Raw genomic sequence first — 15373 nt, 5'->3', positions numbered from 1 at the left:
GAGGTGCATGAAAAAGCCAGTTGGGAATACCAACTGGCTTAATAAAAACCGTCACCTATTTTAGGACTAGACATTTTTAGGTTTAGCGAGTCGATTTTTCATCCTTGTTAGCGTGTTATACCAATCAGTATAAGAATTTGATCTACTCAGCGCGCTTTTGGCAAACTAATTCAAGGCCGGCTAATTCAAAGTGAGTACTGAAACAATGGTTGCTCCCTTGTGAGGTTATTCAACGCAGAAGTAGGTAGCCAAAAACGCGCCAGAATGGCGAGTTTTAGCAGTCCTGATGCTGTGTTAACGAGCTTAACCGTAGAACAACTATGCTCTTCACTCGTTGCAAGCCACATGGATGCGGTGAATGTCATTAATGCAGGAGCATTTAATGACCTTGCCTCAGAACCGCTAAACTCTCGCTGAGTGACTAAATGTTTATACTGATTGGTATTAATCGGCCCTTTGTAACGTACTTTGCAATAATAATCGTGCTAAATAAGCGTATTGGACTTTTGGGTTTGATGAATTACCAGTGTCGTTTAGTGGTTTGAGCCGAGCTGCACCAGCAGCAGCAATAATCATTTTACTGCTGCTGGTACTAATCACTGCTTAATCGGTGCCGATAAAGCCACCCGTTTGATGTGCCCACAGTTGAGCATAGATTCCGCCTTTAGCTAACAGTTGCGTATGTGTGCCTTGTTCAACAATCTCGCCTTTATCGATAACCACTAAACGATCCATTGCCGCAATTGTGGACAAGCGATGGGCGATAGCAATAACAGTTTTATCTGCCATCAGCTGGTAGAGGCTTTCTTGTATGGCGGCTTCAATTTCTGAGTCGAGTGCTGAGGTGGCTTCATCTAGCACCAATATCGGTGCATTCTTAAGTAATACTCGGGCAATGGCGATGCGCTGACGTTGGCCGCCAGATAGTTTGACACCACGTTCGCCGACTTGGGCATCGAGGCCCTGGTTACCATTAGGATCGCTAAGTTGCTCGATAAAGTCATATGCTTGCGCTTTTTTCATCGCGTTGATCAACTCTTCATCTGTGGCATCGGGTTTGCCGTAGCGAATGTTTTCTCTAATTGAGCGATGCAACAAGGAAGTATCTTGGGTAACCATACCAATTTGGGCGCGCAATGACTCTTGGGTCACACTGGTTATTGGTTGATCATCAATGACAATTTCGCCTGATTCGACATCATGAAAACGCATCAACAGGTTGACTAGTGTGGATTTGCCGGCCCCCGAACGACCGACTAAACCGACTTTCTCACCCGCTTTAATCGCCAGTTGTAGCTGTTCAATTACGCCGGATTTTTCACCATAGTGAAAGGTGATGTGATTAAAATCGATTTGACCATGGCTAACCGTTAATGCCGGCGCATTGGGTTGGTCATTGATGTTGGTAGGCTTAGCAATGGTAGACATACCGTCAGCAACCGTCCCAATGTTTTCGAATAAAGAACTAATCTCCCACATTATCCATTGTGACATGCCGTTAAGGCGCAGCGATAAGCTAATGGCGACTGCAATGGCACCAATAGTGATAGCGTTTGCTTGCCATAACCATATCGCGATGGCTGCAATGCTAAAAGCGAGGACATAGTTAATCACTTGCACGCTGACGTTAACCCCGGTTACTAGGCGCATTTGTTTATGCACAGTATCGAGGAACAACTGCATGCTGTTTTTAGCGTAGCTGGCTTCCTGGCTGGTATGTGAGAACAACTTCACTGTGGTGATATTGGTGTAACTGTCCACAATTCGACCTGTCATTAACGAGCGAGCATCGGCTTGTTCAGTGGAGATTTTTTTCAACTTGGGAATAAAGTGCAGTTGCAAACCTACGTAAGCCGCGAGCCAAACTAGCATAGGTAACATTAGTCGCAGGTCTGCATCGGCAATGATGACTAACATCGATGTGAAGTAAACGAAAATGTACACCATAACATCAAGCAGTTTAGTGACCGTCTCACGCACTGCAAGCGAGGTCTGCATTACTTTAGTGGCAATACGTCCTGCGAAATCGTTTTGATAAAATGAGACACTTTGTTTAAGTAAGTAGCGGTGGGCTAACCAACGTATCGACATCGGGTAATTACCCAATAACCCTTGATAAACCACAAGCGCGTGCAACAACACGACAATGGGGATAACAACCAGAGTCAGTACCGTCATTGTAAGGAGTTCGGTGCTATGCTCCTCAAACAAGTTTTGTGGTGTACTATTGGCCAGCAGATCCACAAGATCGCCCATGAATGCAAATAGGTATACTTCTAAAATAGCTAGCGTTGCAGTTAACACTGACATGATTATTAGTGGCACTTCAAATCCACGGGTGTAGTGGCGACAAAAAGCTAATAGCCCGGTAGGAGGCTGACTGGGATCACTGTCAGGTAACGGTTGTACCCATGACTCAAATAACTTAAACATCCAATTCCTTATGCGTTTTTAAAGATATTATTGGCTCAGTAGTCACTCTACTATAGCTGGTATGATTTAACCGCACACAGCGGGTAAATTTTGTAATTTTACTATTGTGTCTACCGAGCTTGTTTCACGTTACCGACTGCGATATAAAAGTGCGACTGTCTAATTGTAAGGAATCCTATGCAGCGCGTTATTTCAAGTCCGATTGGGCCTATTGGGATCCAGGCCAGCAAAAGCGGATTGACACATTTATGGTTTGTTGACCAAGATAATCAGCAGCGTGAATCTAGCTTGGATCCTTGTTCACAATCAGCAAAAATCTTAGATCAAACTGAGCAGCAACTGAGTGCTTTTTTCGCCGGTAAGCTCCCGCAATTTTCACTGCCATTAGCACCCAAGGGCACAGAGTTTCAGTGTCAGGTGTGGCAGGCGTTAACCGAGATTCCATTTAACCAGACGGTAAGTTATAGCGATATTGCCAACGCAATTGCGCGGCCAAAGTCGGTGAGGGCGGTTGGTGCTGCTAATGGCGCTAACCCGATTCCAATCATCATTCCTTGCCATCGAGTGATTGGTAAAAACGGTAAATTGACTGGTTATGCTTATGGTTTGGCGTTGAAACAAACGTTACTTGATATTGAAGCACGATCGAGCTCGGAATAATTAGATATTTTGCCCTGCATCTGTGACTTGTTTGAGCAATTGTGCTTGAGGTGCGGTACAATTAGCTTCTGATTTTTAGGTTATCACCGTGGCTTCTATGTCTACCTCGTTAAATAGTAATTCCGCACAAAGTGAAGGTTTTGAGCAACTTCAACTGTTGCCGTCGATCACCGAGCGTTTGTCTGAGCTAGGTTATCAAAAACCTACTGCGATTCAATCGCAGGCCATCCCATCTGTTTTAGCGGGTAAAGATGTGTTAGCCGGTGCGAATACCGGCTCAGGGAAAACTGCAGCGTTTGCATTACCGCTACTGCAGGTTTTATCGCAGGGAGCAGCCGCACCGAAAGGGGCTAACTACATTCGCACACTTGTATTGGTGCCAACTCGAGAACTCGCTGCTCAGGTTGCCGATGCGTTTCAGTCTTATGCGAGCCTTGTTAAACCAAAACCGAAAATTGTGGCGGTGTTTGGTGGTGTATCGATTAACAGTCAAATGTTAAGCCTGCGTGGTGGTGCCGACGTGTTAGTCGCAACGCCAGGGCGTTTACTTGATCTACAGCAAAGTAATGCCGTTAATCTATCGAAAGTGACTAGCTTGGTATTGGATGAAGCTGACAGAATGCTTAGTTTGGGCTTTGCAGAGGAATTATCCGCCTTACTGAACTTGGTGCCCAAACAACGTCAAACTTTGATGTTTTCAGCGACCTTTCCTGACGAAGTAAAAGCGATTACCGCGCAACATTTACAACATCCTGTTGAGATTGAGATCCAAAGTGTTGCGACTAATACCGTTCAACAGCAGGTCTATACGGTAAATAAAAACCGCAAAACAGCCTTATTGAGCGAGTTGATCAAGCAAAGTAATTGGCAACAAGTATTGGTTTTCGCCAGCGCCAAAAATAGCTGCAATCGCGTGGCACAAAAACTTGAAAAAGCGGGTATTGCTGCCCAAGTATTTCATAGTGATAAAGCCCAAGGCGCAAGAAGCCGGGTGTTAGATGGATTTAAACAAGGTGATATTTCAGTATTAGTTGCCACCGACATTGCAGCGCGGGGTATTGATATTGCTAAGCTGCCGGTGGTAATCAACTATGAATTGCCCCGTAGTCCGAGTGATTATATGCACCGCATTGGCCGTAGTGGACGCGCTGGTGAGTCAGGATTAGCCATAAGCCTTATTTCCCACGATGAATATCATCACTTCAAAGTGATAGAGAAGCGTAACAAGATACGCTTGCCGCGCGAGCAATATCAAGGCTTTGAGGCCGATGAAGAAGCGCCGTTGGATTGCCCTTCCAGACAGGAAAAGCCACAAGCCAAACCTGCTGGAACGGGTAAAAAGCAGCGTAAAAAAGCGCAACAAGCAAATCAAGCTGTTTGGCAACAGTTAAAACCCAAATCATAGCTCGACATGTAGTAGTGAAGCAGTAACAAAGGTGAACAATGCAAGAAGTTTTTTGGCTTGAAGAAGGGGCATTAGCAGGACGCTGTGGGCCTAACAAAGTGGATTGGGATTTAGCGCAGTTAAAACAAGTTGGCATTGGTGCTATTTTGTCGGTCAATGGTGGAGAAGCCGTTGATGTTGATGAACTTAGTACGATGGGCATTGACTATGCCTGTTATCCATTTTCAGCCAATATTCCCCCACAACCAGGCGATTTAGAAATTTGTGTTGCGCAAGTGCCGAAAGCGCTGGCTTTTATTCATGCTTGTCAGCAACAGGGCAAAGCGGTGTTGGTTCATTGCCGCTCAGGAAAGGACAGAACCGGCTTGTTAATGGCTTACTATTTGATGGAACGTGGCGCAGCGCCAGTCCATGCCGTTAGTCAGGTGAGAGTGGCCCGTGAGATAGCATTTAGTGCTGATGGCTGGGATCAATTTGCATTTGATGTGCTTTATGCGTTACAAGAGTAGACTTAGTTAATAAAATCAAGGGATAGCATGTTCGCAAAAGGACGTTGTATGCGACTGTTAATATTGCTTTGCTGCATGTGCATCGGTGCTTGCAGCAGTGTCCCTGTATTACCAGAAAAAACTCCTAGTTATAAAGTTAGTCCACCCCACGACACGAATTTGGGCGAGTTTATCGCCAAGAGTTTGCAACAGCATGCCGGTGAAACTGGGGTCCTTCCTTTGATGTCAGGAGTCGATGCTTACATAGCACGCTTAGCCATTGTCAAAGGTGCCACTAAAAGCATTGATATGCAGTATTACATTTATCGTAATGATGATACTGGCAAGTTGCTGTTATGGCAGCTTATCGATGCGGCAGATCGTGGTGTCAGGGTGCGCATTCTGCTCGATGATCTAACTACGAAAAACCAAGATGAAAACCTGCTTTTACTCGCAAGACATCCTAACATCGATGTAAGGTTGTTCAATCCCGCATTTGAACGACGTTTTCGTGGCTGGGCGATGATTGCCGATTTCGGTCGCCTAAATAACCGCATGCACAACAAGTCGCTGACAGTTGATAATCAAATCTCCATTGTTGGAGGCCGCAATATAGGCAATGAGTATTTTTCTAATAATGATGATGTCGATTTTGGTGATTTTGACTTACTCAGTGTTGGTAAAGCCGTTGATGAGATATCTGAACAGTTTGATCAATACTGGAATGCGCCCATTGCAGTCGAGATTGCAGAGTTAAGTGACCCTAAATTTGATCAACTTGCCATTACCAGTGCGACAGAAGCTGTTGAATTACAAAAAGAAGCGTTTAAAAACAATCCATATCTTGAAAAGTTAAAAATGAGTGAATTGCTAGCGGCCATTCAAAACCAGTCTTTGGGGTGGTATTGGGGGGATGCACAAGTGATTTACGACCCGCCAGAAAAAGTACTTGGCGAGCAGCAAGAGCATTGGCTGTTATCTGATCTGTCATCGTTTTTATCACAAGCCAAGCAGCAGGTGGTTATCGTGTCACCCTATTTTGTGCCGACCAGCAGCGGAACGGATGAATTGGTCCGCGCGGCACGTTCGGGGATCGATATCACAGTGATCACTAATAGTTTAGCTGCCACTGACGTGTTAGCAGTGCATTCAGGATACCAACGCTACAGAGAGCGTCTGCTGCGTGGCGGGGTAAAAATCTTTGAAGTAAAAGCTGATGCCGAAGATAAACCCAGCGGTTGGAAGGGCAGCTCTAAAACCAGCTTACATGCTAAAACTTTTATCATAGATAGCCAATCCATCTTTGTTGGATCGTTTAATTTTGATCCGCGTTCAGCCTATATAAACACCGAAATGGGCGTCATTTTTGATGCTCAGGATCTTGCCAGCGAATTGCAACAAGGGGTGATGGCTTCACTAAACAAAACGGCCTATGAAGTTAAGTTGGTTGATGATGAATTGGTTTGGCTGGACAAGGCAACAGGGCAGTATAAATATGCTGAACCGAGCGCCGGATTTTGGCGGAAATTTATGGCGGGTTTGTTGTCGCTGTTGCCGATTGAGTCACAACTATAATCGACACAAGTTTGATTGTCGTCATCACCCTCACGCTATGATAGGTTTAAGCTGATAGCGAATAATAATGATAGAGGTGCCCATGAAAAGTAAAGCGAGCCAGTCCCAAGGACTGTTGCTATTTAAGTTGTCGCAAACACAGCTCTTTGCTCTTGGCACACTAAAAATTCGCGAGTTGGTACCTTATACGCCGTTAAGTGCGATACCTCAGTCCCATCCAACTATTATTGGCGCAGCAACCGTTCGAGGCCATACCATTCCGGTAATTGATATGGCTGCTGCGGTGGGTTATCAGCCAATATCCAAGCAAGAATACAGTAAGAGCTACATTATCATCACCGATTGTCAGCGAATGGTGATTGGTTTTCTTGTGCGGGCGATAGATAAGATTATCGAGTGTAACTGGCGAGATATTGAATCTCCACCAAACAACTTGGGAAAGAATGCCTATTTGACCGGTGTGACACGATTTAATGAACAATTGGTGCAACTATTAGATGTAGAGCTGCTAATGGCTAAGGTTTTTCCTACTAGTCCAGAGATGGCCAGAGCGATTTTGACCGACGTACAGCGTGAGAAGCTCAAACCACTGCATATTTTACTGGTTGATGACTCTAAGGTTGCACGCAAGCAGTTATCCGATGCGCTCGACAGTATTAATATTCCCTATCAAGTGACTGCCGATGGTCGTGAGGCTCTGGCAATTATGGAGAATGCGGTCAGTGACGGCCGGCCAGTTGATCTACTCGTGAGTGATATTGAGATGCCGGGGCTTGATGGTTATGAGTTGGCTTTTGAAGTGAAAAACTCGCCCAGTTTAGCAAGTGCTTACATTATCTTGCATACCTCATTATCAAGCGAAATTAGCGTTAGCCAAGCTCATCAGGTTGGGGCAAATGAAGCGTTAACCAAATTCGATGCCCATGAGTTGATTGATGCCATGTTACGCGGCGCCGACCAAAATGCCTGATTGGTCAGTCCTCTTGACCAGGTGATTTGACGCTAGGCAGCATGGTAAGGGGCTTTTACGACCAAGTTCATAGTTTTTACCCCAATATTTAGCACGATGTTATGTTTATGCTGCTACGGGGTAATATCCTCCCTTAATTTGCTGTTAAAGCTAGACATTGCCTATACATTTCTATACAAAAACAAATGAAGGAAGTTTAATCTTATGAATGTACATTCCAATAAGAGAATGACAGTGCCATAAGACTGCTTATCATAATTATATAAAAACAGGTCAATCAATGAACCAAAGCAAATCTCTATTTGCAAAGCTTGCAAATGGCAGCCTAGTGCTGCAAATTCTTGTCGGTATTATCGCCGGTATTCTCTTAGCCTCGTTGTCGCCATCATCTGCACAAAGTGTGTCGTTCTTAGGTGGTTTATTTGTAGGGGCGTTACAAGCCATTGCACCCATTTTGGTGTTCATCTTGGTTGCATCATCAATTGCAAACCAAAAGAAAAACACCCATACCAATATGCGCCCCATTGTCGTGCTTTATCTCATTGGTACCTTTATGGCTGCGCTGACCGCCGTGACCATGAGCTTCCTGTTTCCAACAACCTTAGTATTGGTGACAGGCGCTGAAGGTGCTACGCCGCCAGAGGGGATTGGTGAAGTATTACATACCTTGCTATTCAAACTTGTTGATAACCCAGTAAACGCGCTAATGACGGGTAACTACATCGGTATTTTGGCCTGGGGTGTGGGTTTAGGTATTGCGCTGCACCATGCAAGCGAGTCAACCAAGCAAGTATTTGCTGATGTAAGCCAAGGCGTTTCGACTATGGTTCGCTTTGTTATTCGTCTTGCACCTATCGGTATCTTCGGCCTAGTGGCTGTCACCTTTGCAGAAACGGGTTTCACTGCGATTGCAGGTTATGCACAGTTGCTAGCTGTGTTACTCGGTGCGATGCTATTTATCGCCTTGGTGGTTAATCCTATTATTGTGTGGATTAAAATCCGTCGTAACCCATACCCGCTAGTATTAACTTGCCTGCGTGAAAGCGGTGTCACGGCGTTCTTTACTCGTTCAAGTGCGGCGAACATTCCAGTAAATATGGCATTGTGTGACAAGCTCAATCTGCATAAAGATACCTATTCTGTGTCTATCCCATTGGGGGCGACCATCAACATGGGCGGAGCAGCAATCACGATTACAGTACTGACATTGGCTGCTGTAAATACCTTAGGTATTCAAGTTGATATCTTAACGGCTATCTTACTGAGTGTTGTGGCGGCAGTTTCTGCTTGTGGCGCTTCGGGTGTGGCCGGTGGTTCATTACTGTTGATTCCGTTGGCATGTAGCTTATTTGGTATCTCCAATGACGTTGCTATGCAAGTGGTGGCAGTGGGCTTTATCATTGGTGTGATTCAAGACTCGGCGGAAACCGGTCTAAATAGTTCTACCGATGTGGTGTTTACTGCGGCGGCTTGTGAAGCGGCGGAGCGCAAAGGCTAGGCAATCACTGATAAAAAAGGGAGCCTTATGGCTCCCTTTTTTATTTATCAGCTATCAAGCACCAACAATGCCAAGGGGTTTAGCATTGGCCCACATGCCGCGGGTAAAATCGGGTACATCTACTGAGTTGCTGCGATTTTGCAGTGATTGCTCACTTAAAATATTGATGACAGACCACGCTGCGCCGTCATAAACATCTTGATCAAGTGCCTCTCCGTTACGTAAGCAGTAAACCATGCGCCATAACATCAGAAAATCCATGCCGCCATGGCCACCATTGCGTTCAGCTTCCTTACCCATGCGTTGCCATAGTGGATGGTCATATTTGGCGTACCATGTACTCATGTCGGTATCCCACTTATGGAAATCGCCGCTGCCACCTTGCTCCAGGGCAATACGATTTGGAAAGCCGGCAAAGACACCATTAGTGCCTTGGATTAAGTTATGGCGGCTATAAGGACGTGGCGTTGTTGTATCATGTTGTACCATGATGGTTCGGCCGAGTTTGGTTTTGATTAAGGTGGTGTTGATGTCGCCATTAATGTAGTTCAACTGATTACGAGGGTGGTCTGCTGCAAACTCTCGTTGTGCATACAGCTGTCGGCCTAATGCTGGCGAGCTCATCGAGGTTAAGTAGTCGAAACGATCACCGCGATTGATATTCATGTACTGAGATACGGGACCGAGGCCATGGGTGGGGTATAAGTTACCATTGCGCTTGGTATGCCAATGGGTGCGCCATGAGCCTGTTTTCGACTCGAGCTCTTTCATTTGCCAGCGTAGTTCATGGATATAAGCGGCTTCACCGTGCAGTAATTCACCAAATACACCTTGGCGTACCATGTTGAGAACCATTAGCTCGTCACGGCCGTAATTGACGTTCTCCATCATCATGCAGTTCTTTTGAGTACGTTCAGCCGTGTCGACAATCTGCCAACACTCTTCGACACTGAGTGCCAACGGCACTTCGACAAAAGCATGTTTGCCACTTTCCATGGTGTCAATTGCCATGGGTGCATGCCATTTCCACGGAGTAGAGATGATAACGATGTCTATATCGTCACGCGCTAACATGTCTCGGTAGGCGTAATCGCTGCCTGTATAGGTTTCAGGCACAGGTAAATTTGCCTCTTTCACTGCAGAGACCGCGCGATTAAGCACTTTATCATCGGTATCGCATATGGCTGTGATTGCCACACCATCAAGGTGACAAAAATGCTTAACATGGCCAATACCCCGCTGGCCGACACCAATAAAACCAACCCGAACAATATCCATTTTAGGTGTGACTAGGCCAATAACGCTAGCGCCTTGGCTAGGTGATACGGGTGCTGCGCTGTGAGCGAGAACATTACCGGTTAGTGCGCTGGCTGTTGCGATTCCTGCGGTTTTAAGAAATTTACGTCGGTTAAAATCTGTCATTGAAACCCCTGCTTTGCTGCTTATTTTTATTGGTGCTGACTGATGCCAGTTTTGTAAAAGCTTAGTGATTCATTTTTATATTAAAAGCGTTGGGAAAGATAGTGGATTAATGCTGATCGGATGGGTTGAGGAAATTTCATTAGAATTTGCTACACTAATGAATGAATAGTGACTTAGATCGCGTTTTTATTTGCTTTATCTAATACAATTATATACAAAGGGTAAAGATAAGATCTTTAACTATTAAATGCTTACACTACCTTAAAGTAACGTTTTATTAACATTATTGTGGTTTTAGGGGTTAACTAAATATGAAGTCTGAGTTTAAAGTTATGTTGGATAAGGTACCACAAGACCAGCAAGAATCTTTACTTCAGTTAATAGAATTATCCGTTGTTGAAAAACGCAAACGCCTCAGTTGGCAGAGGGCTGATATGTCAGAAAAACATGTTTTAGGCCGATGGGTAGATGAACGTCCATCTTTAGGCGACAAAATTACTTTGTATCGTCAGGGCGACAAGCTATTTCTAGAAACTTGGTACAATGACGGCTGCCACAGTTTAGATGAGATGGAAGTCACCGAAGTTGAAGGCGGTGTGAAGCTGGAAGACAAAGGTGGCAACTTGTTTGGTGAGTACTTTATGCTCAGCGAAGGCAACAAATTACAGTTCTGCAATTCTGAGGAATGCTACTACACAGCTAAACAGCAAGCTGCGTAGTCAACAAATCGGCAGACAGCCAACAGACTAAAACGGATGTTGGCTGGTAAAGGTCAATGGTTTGTTACTGTAAGGGTGAGTAAAACTGAGGCTCTGTGCGTGTAAATTTAGCCGAGGTGATGCCGCGATAACGGTGTCATTACCGTAGAAGTCATCACCGATAATAGTATGACCTAAGGCCTTCATATGTAATCGCAGTTGGTGAGTTCTACCGGTGATCGGTTTTAGCTTCACTAAGGTTGTGTTGACTCGTCTTTCCAGTACTTGGTAATAGGTTTTAGCTGCTTTACCAGACTCATCGAGTCGCTGTAGCGGTGGGTTGGCTTTGTCGGCCATCATGGCCAATTCAATCACCCCTTCATCTTGGCTAACTTGGCCAATGACTTCCGCAACATAATATTTTTCGGTGAGTCGATTTTGAAACTGAGTCTTAATATTTGATTCTGCTTTTTTATTGAGTGCAAATACCATAATGCCTGATGTTGCGCAGTCTAGTCTGTGTACCAAAATAGCATCTGGTGCATAGTTCAATAATCGATTGATTGCACAGTCGTAGGTGTTTTCAGCGCGGCCTGGATTGCTCAATAGCCCTGATGGCTTATTGAGGACAACAATATCACGGTCTTGATAGCGAATATCTAACCATGGGATTTGTGGGGGCTGATAAGTAAACAGTTTCATTGCATCTCCTTTCAGCCGCGGATCCTATCAGAAATTTCCCTGCGACCAAAAGCGATATCAATAAAATTACCACGGTGTTTATAGATATTGGGCAGGGGTCTTACGGCTCCATATTTTGCTATAAGCCATCAGTTGTGGGTAGAAAGTACGAAAGGCGGTTTCAATTTCAATATCTAGCTTTTTAACTGTGGTGGTGGCGCCATTAAATATTTCTGGTTTTGAGACCCGTCGACTGACCGACTCAATGGCTTGGTTTAGCCCTTTGCGATGTTGGTAGGCGATAAGCCAGTTTTCTCGCTGTATACGTTTACTGACATCCACCAAGGCTTCAGGTAGCGTTTCGCATTGCTCTAGTGCTTGGTAAGCCTTTTGGGCAAACTCTTCTAATGGTTGGTGATGGTATTCGTCCCAATATTTAGCTAAGTAATAATCAAAGCTCAAATCGATCAAAATGGGCGCAGCACGCTGTAGTGCCGATGGAAACAGGCTCTTAAGTTCACGGATGAGCTCATGACTGTCGGTAAGTTTGTCTATTTCTCGATGTAACCATATCCCTTGTTGTAACGCTTTCGGGTGGTTATCAATACTGCCTTTGGCAAAATCGCCCGCTAGATTAGCGGCCAAGCTAGTGCGACTGATATCGGCAAGGTGAAGATGAGCAAGAAAATTCATTAGATTGGGTATTTTTTGTTTATTCGCGAATTTCACGGTATCATGTGCGCTAGCGCTAAGAAACCATTAATTCAAATAAAAACGATTTCTTAAGGATGTGCGCTAAAAATCATCATAATATATCGGTTTAAGGGTCATGGACGATGTGGAACTGGTTCTCCAAGCTTGTTAATAAAAAAACGCAGCCTCAGCGTAAGCGGGTCGACGTAGAAATTCCTTTTGAGCAGCATAGCTACCGCAAAGAAGACTTTGAAGTCGAGCAGTCGCGCGCTGAATTAGAAGAAGATAAATCATCGACACCGTTTTAAATTTTTTATCCCCGCTAAATTGATTATTTCTGCCTAGTACCGATTAAGGACTGCAGGGTGCCGTGTTACGTCTTGGGTGCACTTCAGCGCCGGTTTTAGTGTTTTTCGTTACCTCAAATACGACTCTTTCTTGATCTTCTGTTAACGGGGCAATAGACTAGCCGCCGATTTTATCTTTAGTTGAGACGGTGTCATGCGCGTAGCAGATTTTACTTTTGATTTACCCGATGAGCTGATTGCTCGTTATCCTACCGCTGAGCGTACAGCGTCCAGACTGCTGACCCTCGATGGTGAGACAGGAAAGACAGCAGACCAGCAGTTTACTGACATACTTGATCTCGTTAAACCTGGCGATTTGATGGTGTTTAATAACACTCGGGTTATTCCTGCACGTTTGTTTGGTCAAAAGCAGACAGGTGGCAAGCTAGAGATATTGGTTGAGCGCATGCTAGATGATAAACGCATATTAGCCCACGTGCGCAGCTCTAAGTCACCTAAGGCAGGTGCAATTATCTGTCTTGATGGTGGTTATCAAATGACGATGATAGGCCGCCATGATGCGTTATTTGAGCTTGAACTTAACGATGACAAAACCATACTTGAAGTACTAGAGGAAGTTGGCCACATGCCGCTGCCTCCGTACATCGACCGCCCAGATGAAGACGCAGATAAAGAGCGTTATCAAACGGTATATAATCAAACTCCGGGTGCAGTTGCGGCGCCAACCGCAGGTCTGCATTTTGACGATAAGATTCTGGCTGCGTTAGCAGATAAAGGTGTCGAAACGACATTTGTCACTCTGCATGTAGGTGCAGGAACCTTTCAGCCTGTAAGAGTTGATAATATTTTAGAGCACAAGATGCATTCTGAATGGGCGCAGGTGCCTGCAGATGTGGTTGAAAAAATTAAAGCAACCAAGGCCGCAGGCGGTCGAGTGATAGCTGTTGGTACCACCTCGGTGCGTTCACTGGAAAGTGCAGCGACCGCCAACCAAGGTGAAATTGCCCCATTTAGCTCCGATACCGATATTTTCATTTATCCTGGATATGAGTTTAAAGTGGTGGATGCCATGGTGACCAACTTTCATCTACCGGAATCAACATTGATCATGTTAATTAGCGCTTTTGCGGGATTTGATGAGGTTAAAAATGCCTATCAACATGCGATTGAGCAAAAATACCGCTTCTTTAGCTATGGCGATGCCATGTTTGTGACTAAAAAGTCGAACTAAAGTCTATTTTTGTTTTAAAATACCCACCCCATCTAGGCGGTGGGTATTTTTTTTGTGCAATTGGTAGGGTTAAGGGTTGATACTGAATAGTTTGGCCTTATCTCTACAGATAACCTGGCGTAGCGTAAGTTAACGCCCCAGTCTGTCAGACTGTTTCTCTGGCGAGGTGGAAAATGAAATTTGAATTAGATACAACTGATGGCCGCGCACGTCGTGGCCGATTGGTTTTTGAGCGCGGTACAGTAGAAACTCCAGCATTTATGCCTGTGGGTACCTATGGCACCGTAAAAGGCATGACACCCGAAGAGGTGCGTGCAACGGGTGCCGATATCCTGCTAGGCAACACGTTTCATTTGTGGTTACGCCCAGGTGAAGAGATCATGCGCAAGCATGGTGACCTTCACGATTTTATGAATTGGCAGCGTCCTATTTTGACCGATTCGGGTGGGTTCCAAGTGTTCAGCTTAGGGGATATCCGTAAGATCACTGAAGAAGGCGTACATTTCCGTTCACCCATTAACGGTGAGAAAATCTTTTTAGATCCGGAAAAGTCGATGCAGATCCAGGATTCACTAGGCAGTGACGTGGTGATGATTTTTGACGAGTGTACACCTTACCCTGCGACAGAAGATGAAGCGCGCAAGTCAATGCAAATGTCTTTGCGTTGGGCGCAGCGTTCACGTGATGAATTTGATCGCCTTGAAAACCCGAATGCGTTGTTCGGTATTATCCAAGGTGGTGTATACGAAGACTTACGTGATGAGAGTTTAAATGGCTTAGTTGATATAGGTTTTGATGGCTATGCTGTGGGTGGTTTGGCTGTGGGTGAACCTAAGGAAGATATGCACCGCATTTTGGAGCATGTATGTCCTCAAATTCCAGCAGACAAGCCGCGCTATTTGATGGGGGTCGGTAAACCAGAAGATCTTGTTGAAGGTGTGCGCCGTGGTGTCGACATGTTTGATTGTGTGATGCCTACACGTAATGCTCGCAACGGTCATCTATTTACCAGTGAAGGCGTCATTAAGATACGTAATGCACGTCATCGTGATGATACTTCACCGCTTGATGCTAAGTGTGATTGCTACACCTGTAAGAATTATTCTCGGGCGTATCTTTACCATTTAGATCGTTGTAATGAAATTTTGGGAGCGCGTTTAAACACCATTCACAACTTGAGGTATTACCAAATGTTGATGGAAGGTTTGCGCGGCGCGATTGAGACAGGTACATTAGACGCCTTTGTTGAGGAATTCTATACCAGTCAAGGGCGCGAAGTTCCTGAGTTATCCAATTAAATTTACTGCTAAT

15 protein-coding genes are annotated in these 15373 nt (G+C 45.0%); 11 read left to right on the top strand and 4 right to left on the bottom strand.

Translation table 11 applies throughout. From position 1 onward, the window contains the following. Nucleotides 1-219: 219 nt before the first annotated feature. Nucleotides 220-417: a hypothetical protein gene (locus L865_RS25505; RefSeq protein WP_028773091.1), complete on the top strand. Its 198-nt coding sequence runs from the start codon at nucleotides 220-222 to the stop codon at nucleotides 415-417. Between the two features lie 186 nt (nucleotides 418-603). Here the strand turns inward: L865_RS25505 and L865_RS0109900 are convergent, their stop codons facing one another. After that, nucleotides 604-2433, bottom strand: a complete 1830-nt coding sequence (locus tag L865_RS0109900; RefSeq protein WP_028773090.1) for an ABC transporter ATP-binding protein — start codon at nucleotides 2431-2433, stop codon at nucleotides 604-606. 177 nt (nucleotides 2434-2610) lie between these two features. Between L865_RS0109900 and L865_RS0109895 the strand changes: the two genes are divergently transcribed. From L865_RS0109895 to sstT, 6 genes are all read left to right on the top strand, one after another. Beyond that, nucleotides 2611-3093, top strand: a complete 483-nt coding sequence (locus L865_RS0109895) for a methylated-DNA--[protein]-cysteine S-methyltransferase (protein WP_037470932.1) — start codon at nucleotides 2611-2613, stop codon at nucleotides 3091-3093. Nucleotides 3094-3190: 97 nt separating this feature from the next. After that, nucleotides 3191-4498, top strand: coding sequence for a DEAD/DEAH box helicase (locus L865_RS0109890; protein WP_028773088.1), 1308 nt, complete (start codon nucleotides 3191-3193; stop codon nucleotides 4496-4498). A gap of 38 nt (nucleotides 4499-4536) precedes the next feature. After that, the gene (locus L865_RS0109885; protein ID WP_028773087.1) at nucleotides 4537-5007 is read left to right on the top strand and encodes a dual specificity protein phosphatase family protein; all 471 of its coding nucleotides are present in this window, start codon (nucleotides 4537-4539) and stop codon (nucleotides 5005-5007) included. 48 nt (nucleotides 5008-5055) lie between these two features. Continuing rightward, a complete protein-coding gene (locus L865_RS0109880) occupies nucleotides 5056-6561 on the top strand; it encodes a phospholipase D family protein (protein ID WP_245608418.1) in 1506 nt (501 codons plus the stop codon). 82 nt (nucleotides 6562-6643) lie between these two features. Next, on the top strand, nucleotides 6644-7531 hold the full coding sequence (locus tag L865_RS0109875) for a chemotaxis protein CheV (RefSeq protein ID WP_028773085.1): 888 nt from the start codon (nucleotides 6644-6646) through the stop codon (nucleotides 7529-7531). 280 nt (nucleotides 7532-7811) lie between these two features. Next, a complete protein-coding gene (gene sstT / locus L865_RS0109870) occupies nucleotides 7812-9029 on the top strand; it encodes a serine/threonine transporter SstT (RefSeq protein ID WP_028773084.1) in 1218 nt (405 codons plus the stop codon). Between the two features lie 54 nt (nucleotides 9030-9083). On the opposite strand, the gene L865_RS0109865 is transcribed toward sstT, so the two are convergent. Continuing rightward, nucleotides 9084-10451: a Gfo/Idh/MocA family protein gene (locus tag L865_RS0109865; protein ID WP_028773083.1), complete on the bottom strand. Its 1368-nt coding sequence runs from the start codon at nucleotides 10449-10451 to the stop codon at nucleotides 9084-9086. Between the two features lie 311 nt (nucleotides 10452-10762). On the opposite strand from L865_RS0109865, the gene L865_RS0109860 reads away from it, so the two are divergent. Then, the gene (locus L865_RS0109860; protein ID WP_051484547.1) at nucleotides 10763-11170 is read left to right on the top strand and encodes a hypothetical protein; all 408 of its coding nucleotides are present in this window, start codon (nucleotides 10763-10765) and stop codon (nucleotides 11168-11170) included. Between the two features lie 27 nt (nucleotides 11171-11197). Here the strand turns inward: L865_RS0109860 and L865_RS0109855 are convergent, their stop codons facing one another. Together L865_RS0109855 and L865_RS0109850 are read right to left on the bottom strand one after the other, a co-directional pair. Continuing rightward, nucleotides 11198-11851, bottom strand: a complete 654-nt coding sequence (locus L865_RS0109855) for an RluA family pseudouridine synthase (RefSeq protein WP_028773081.1) — start codon at nucleotides 11849-11851, stop codon at nucleotides 11198-11200. Between the two features lie 78 nt (nucleotides 11852-11929). Next, nucleotides 11930-12523, bottom strand: coding sequence for an acyl carrier protein phosphodiesterase (locus tag L865_RS0109850; protein ID WP_028773080.1), 594 nt, complete (start codon nucleotides 12521-12523; stop codon nucleotides 11930-11932). Nucleotides 12524-12666: 143 nt separating this feature from the next. On the opposite strand from L865_RS0109850, the gene L865_RS25725 reads away from it, so the two are divergent. From L865_RS25725 to tgt, 3 genes are all read left to right on the top strand, one after another. Then, entirely contained in the window at nucleotides 12667-12831 is a 165-nt protein-coding gene (locus L865_RS25725) for a hypothetical protein (RefSeq protein ID WP_169732698.1), read from the top strand. Nucleotides 12832-13024: 193 nt separating this feature from the next. Continuing rightward, nucleotides 13025-14062, top strand: a complete 1038-nt coding sequence (gene queA, locus L865_RS0109840; protein WP_028773079.1) for a tRNA preQ1(34) S-adenosylmethionine ribosyltransferase-isomerase QueA — start codon at nucleotides 13025-13027, stop codon at nucleotides 14060-14062. 173 nt (nucleotides 14063-14235) lie between these two features. Beyond that, entirely contained in the window at nucleotides 14236-15360 is a 1125-nt protein-coding gene (gene tgt, locus L865_RS0109835; RefSeq protein WP_028773078.1) for a tRNA guanosine(34) transglycosylase Tgt, read from the top strand. The last annotated feature ends 13 nt before the right edge of the window (nucleotides 15361-15373 follow it).

It is taken from the genome of Shewanella waksmanii ATCC BAA-643 (genome assembly GCF_000518805.1).
GTDB classification, from domain to species: Bacteria; Pseudomonadota; Gammaproteobacteria; order Enterobacterales; family Shewanellaceae; genus Shewanella; species Shewanella waksmanii.
This window is presented reverse-complemented; position numbering and strand designations above follow the sequence as displayed.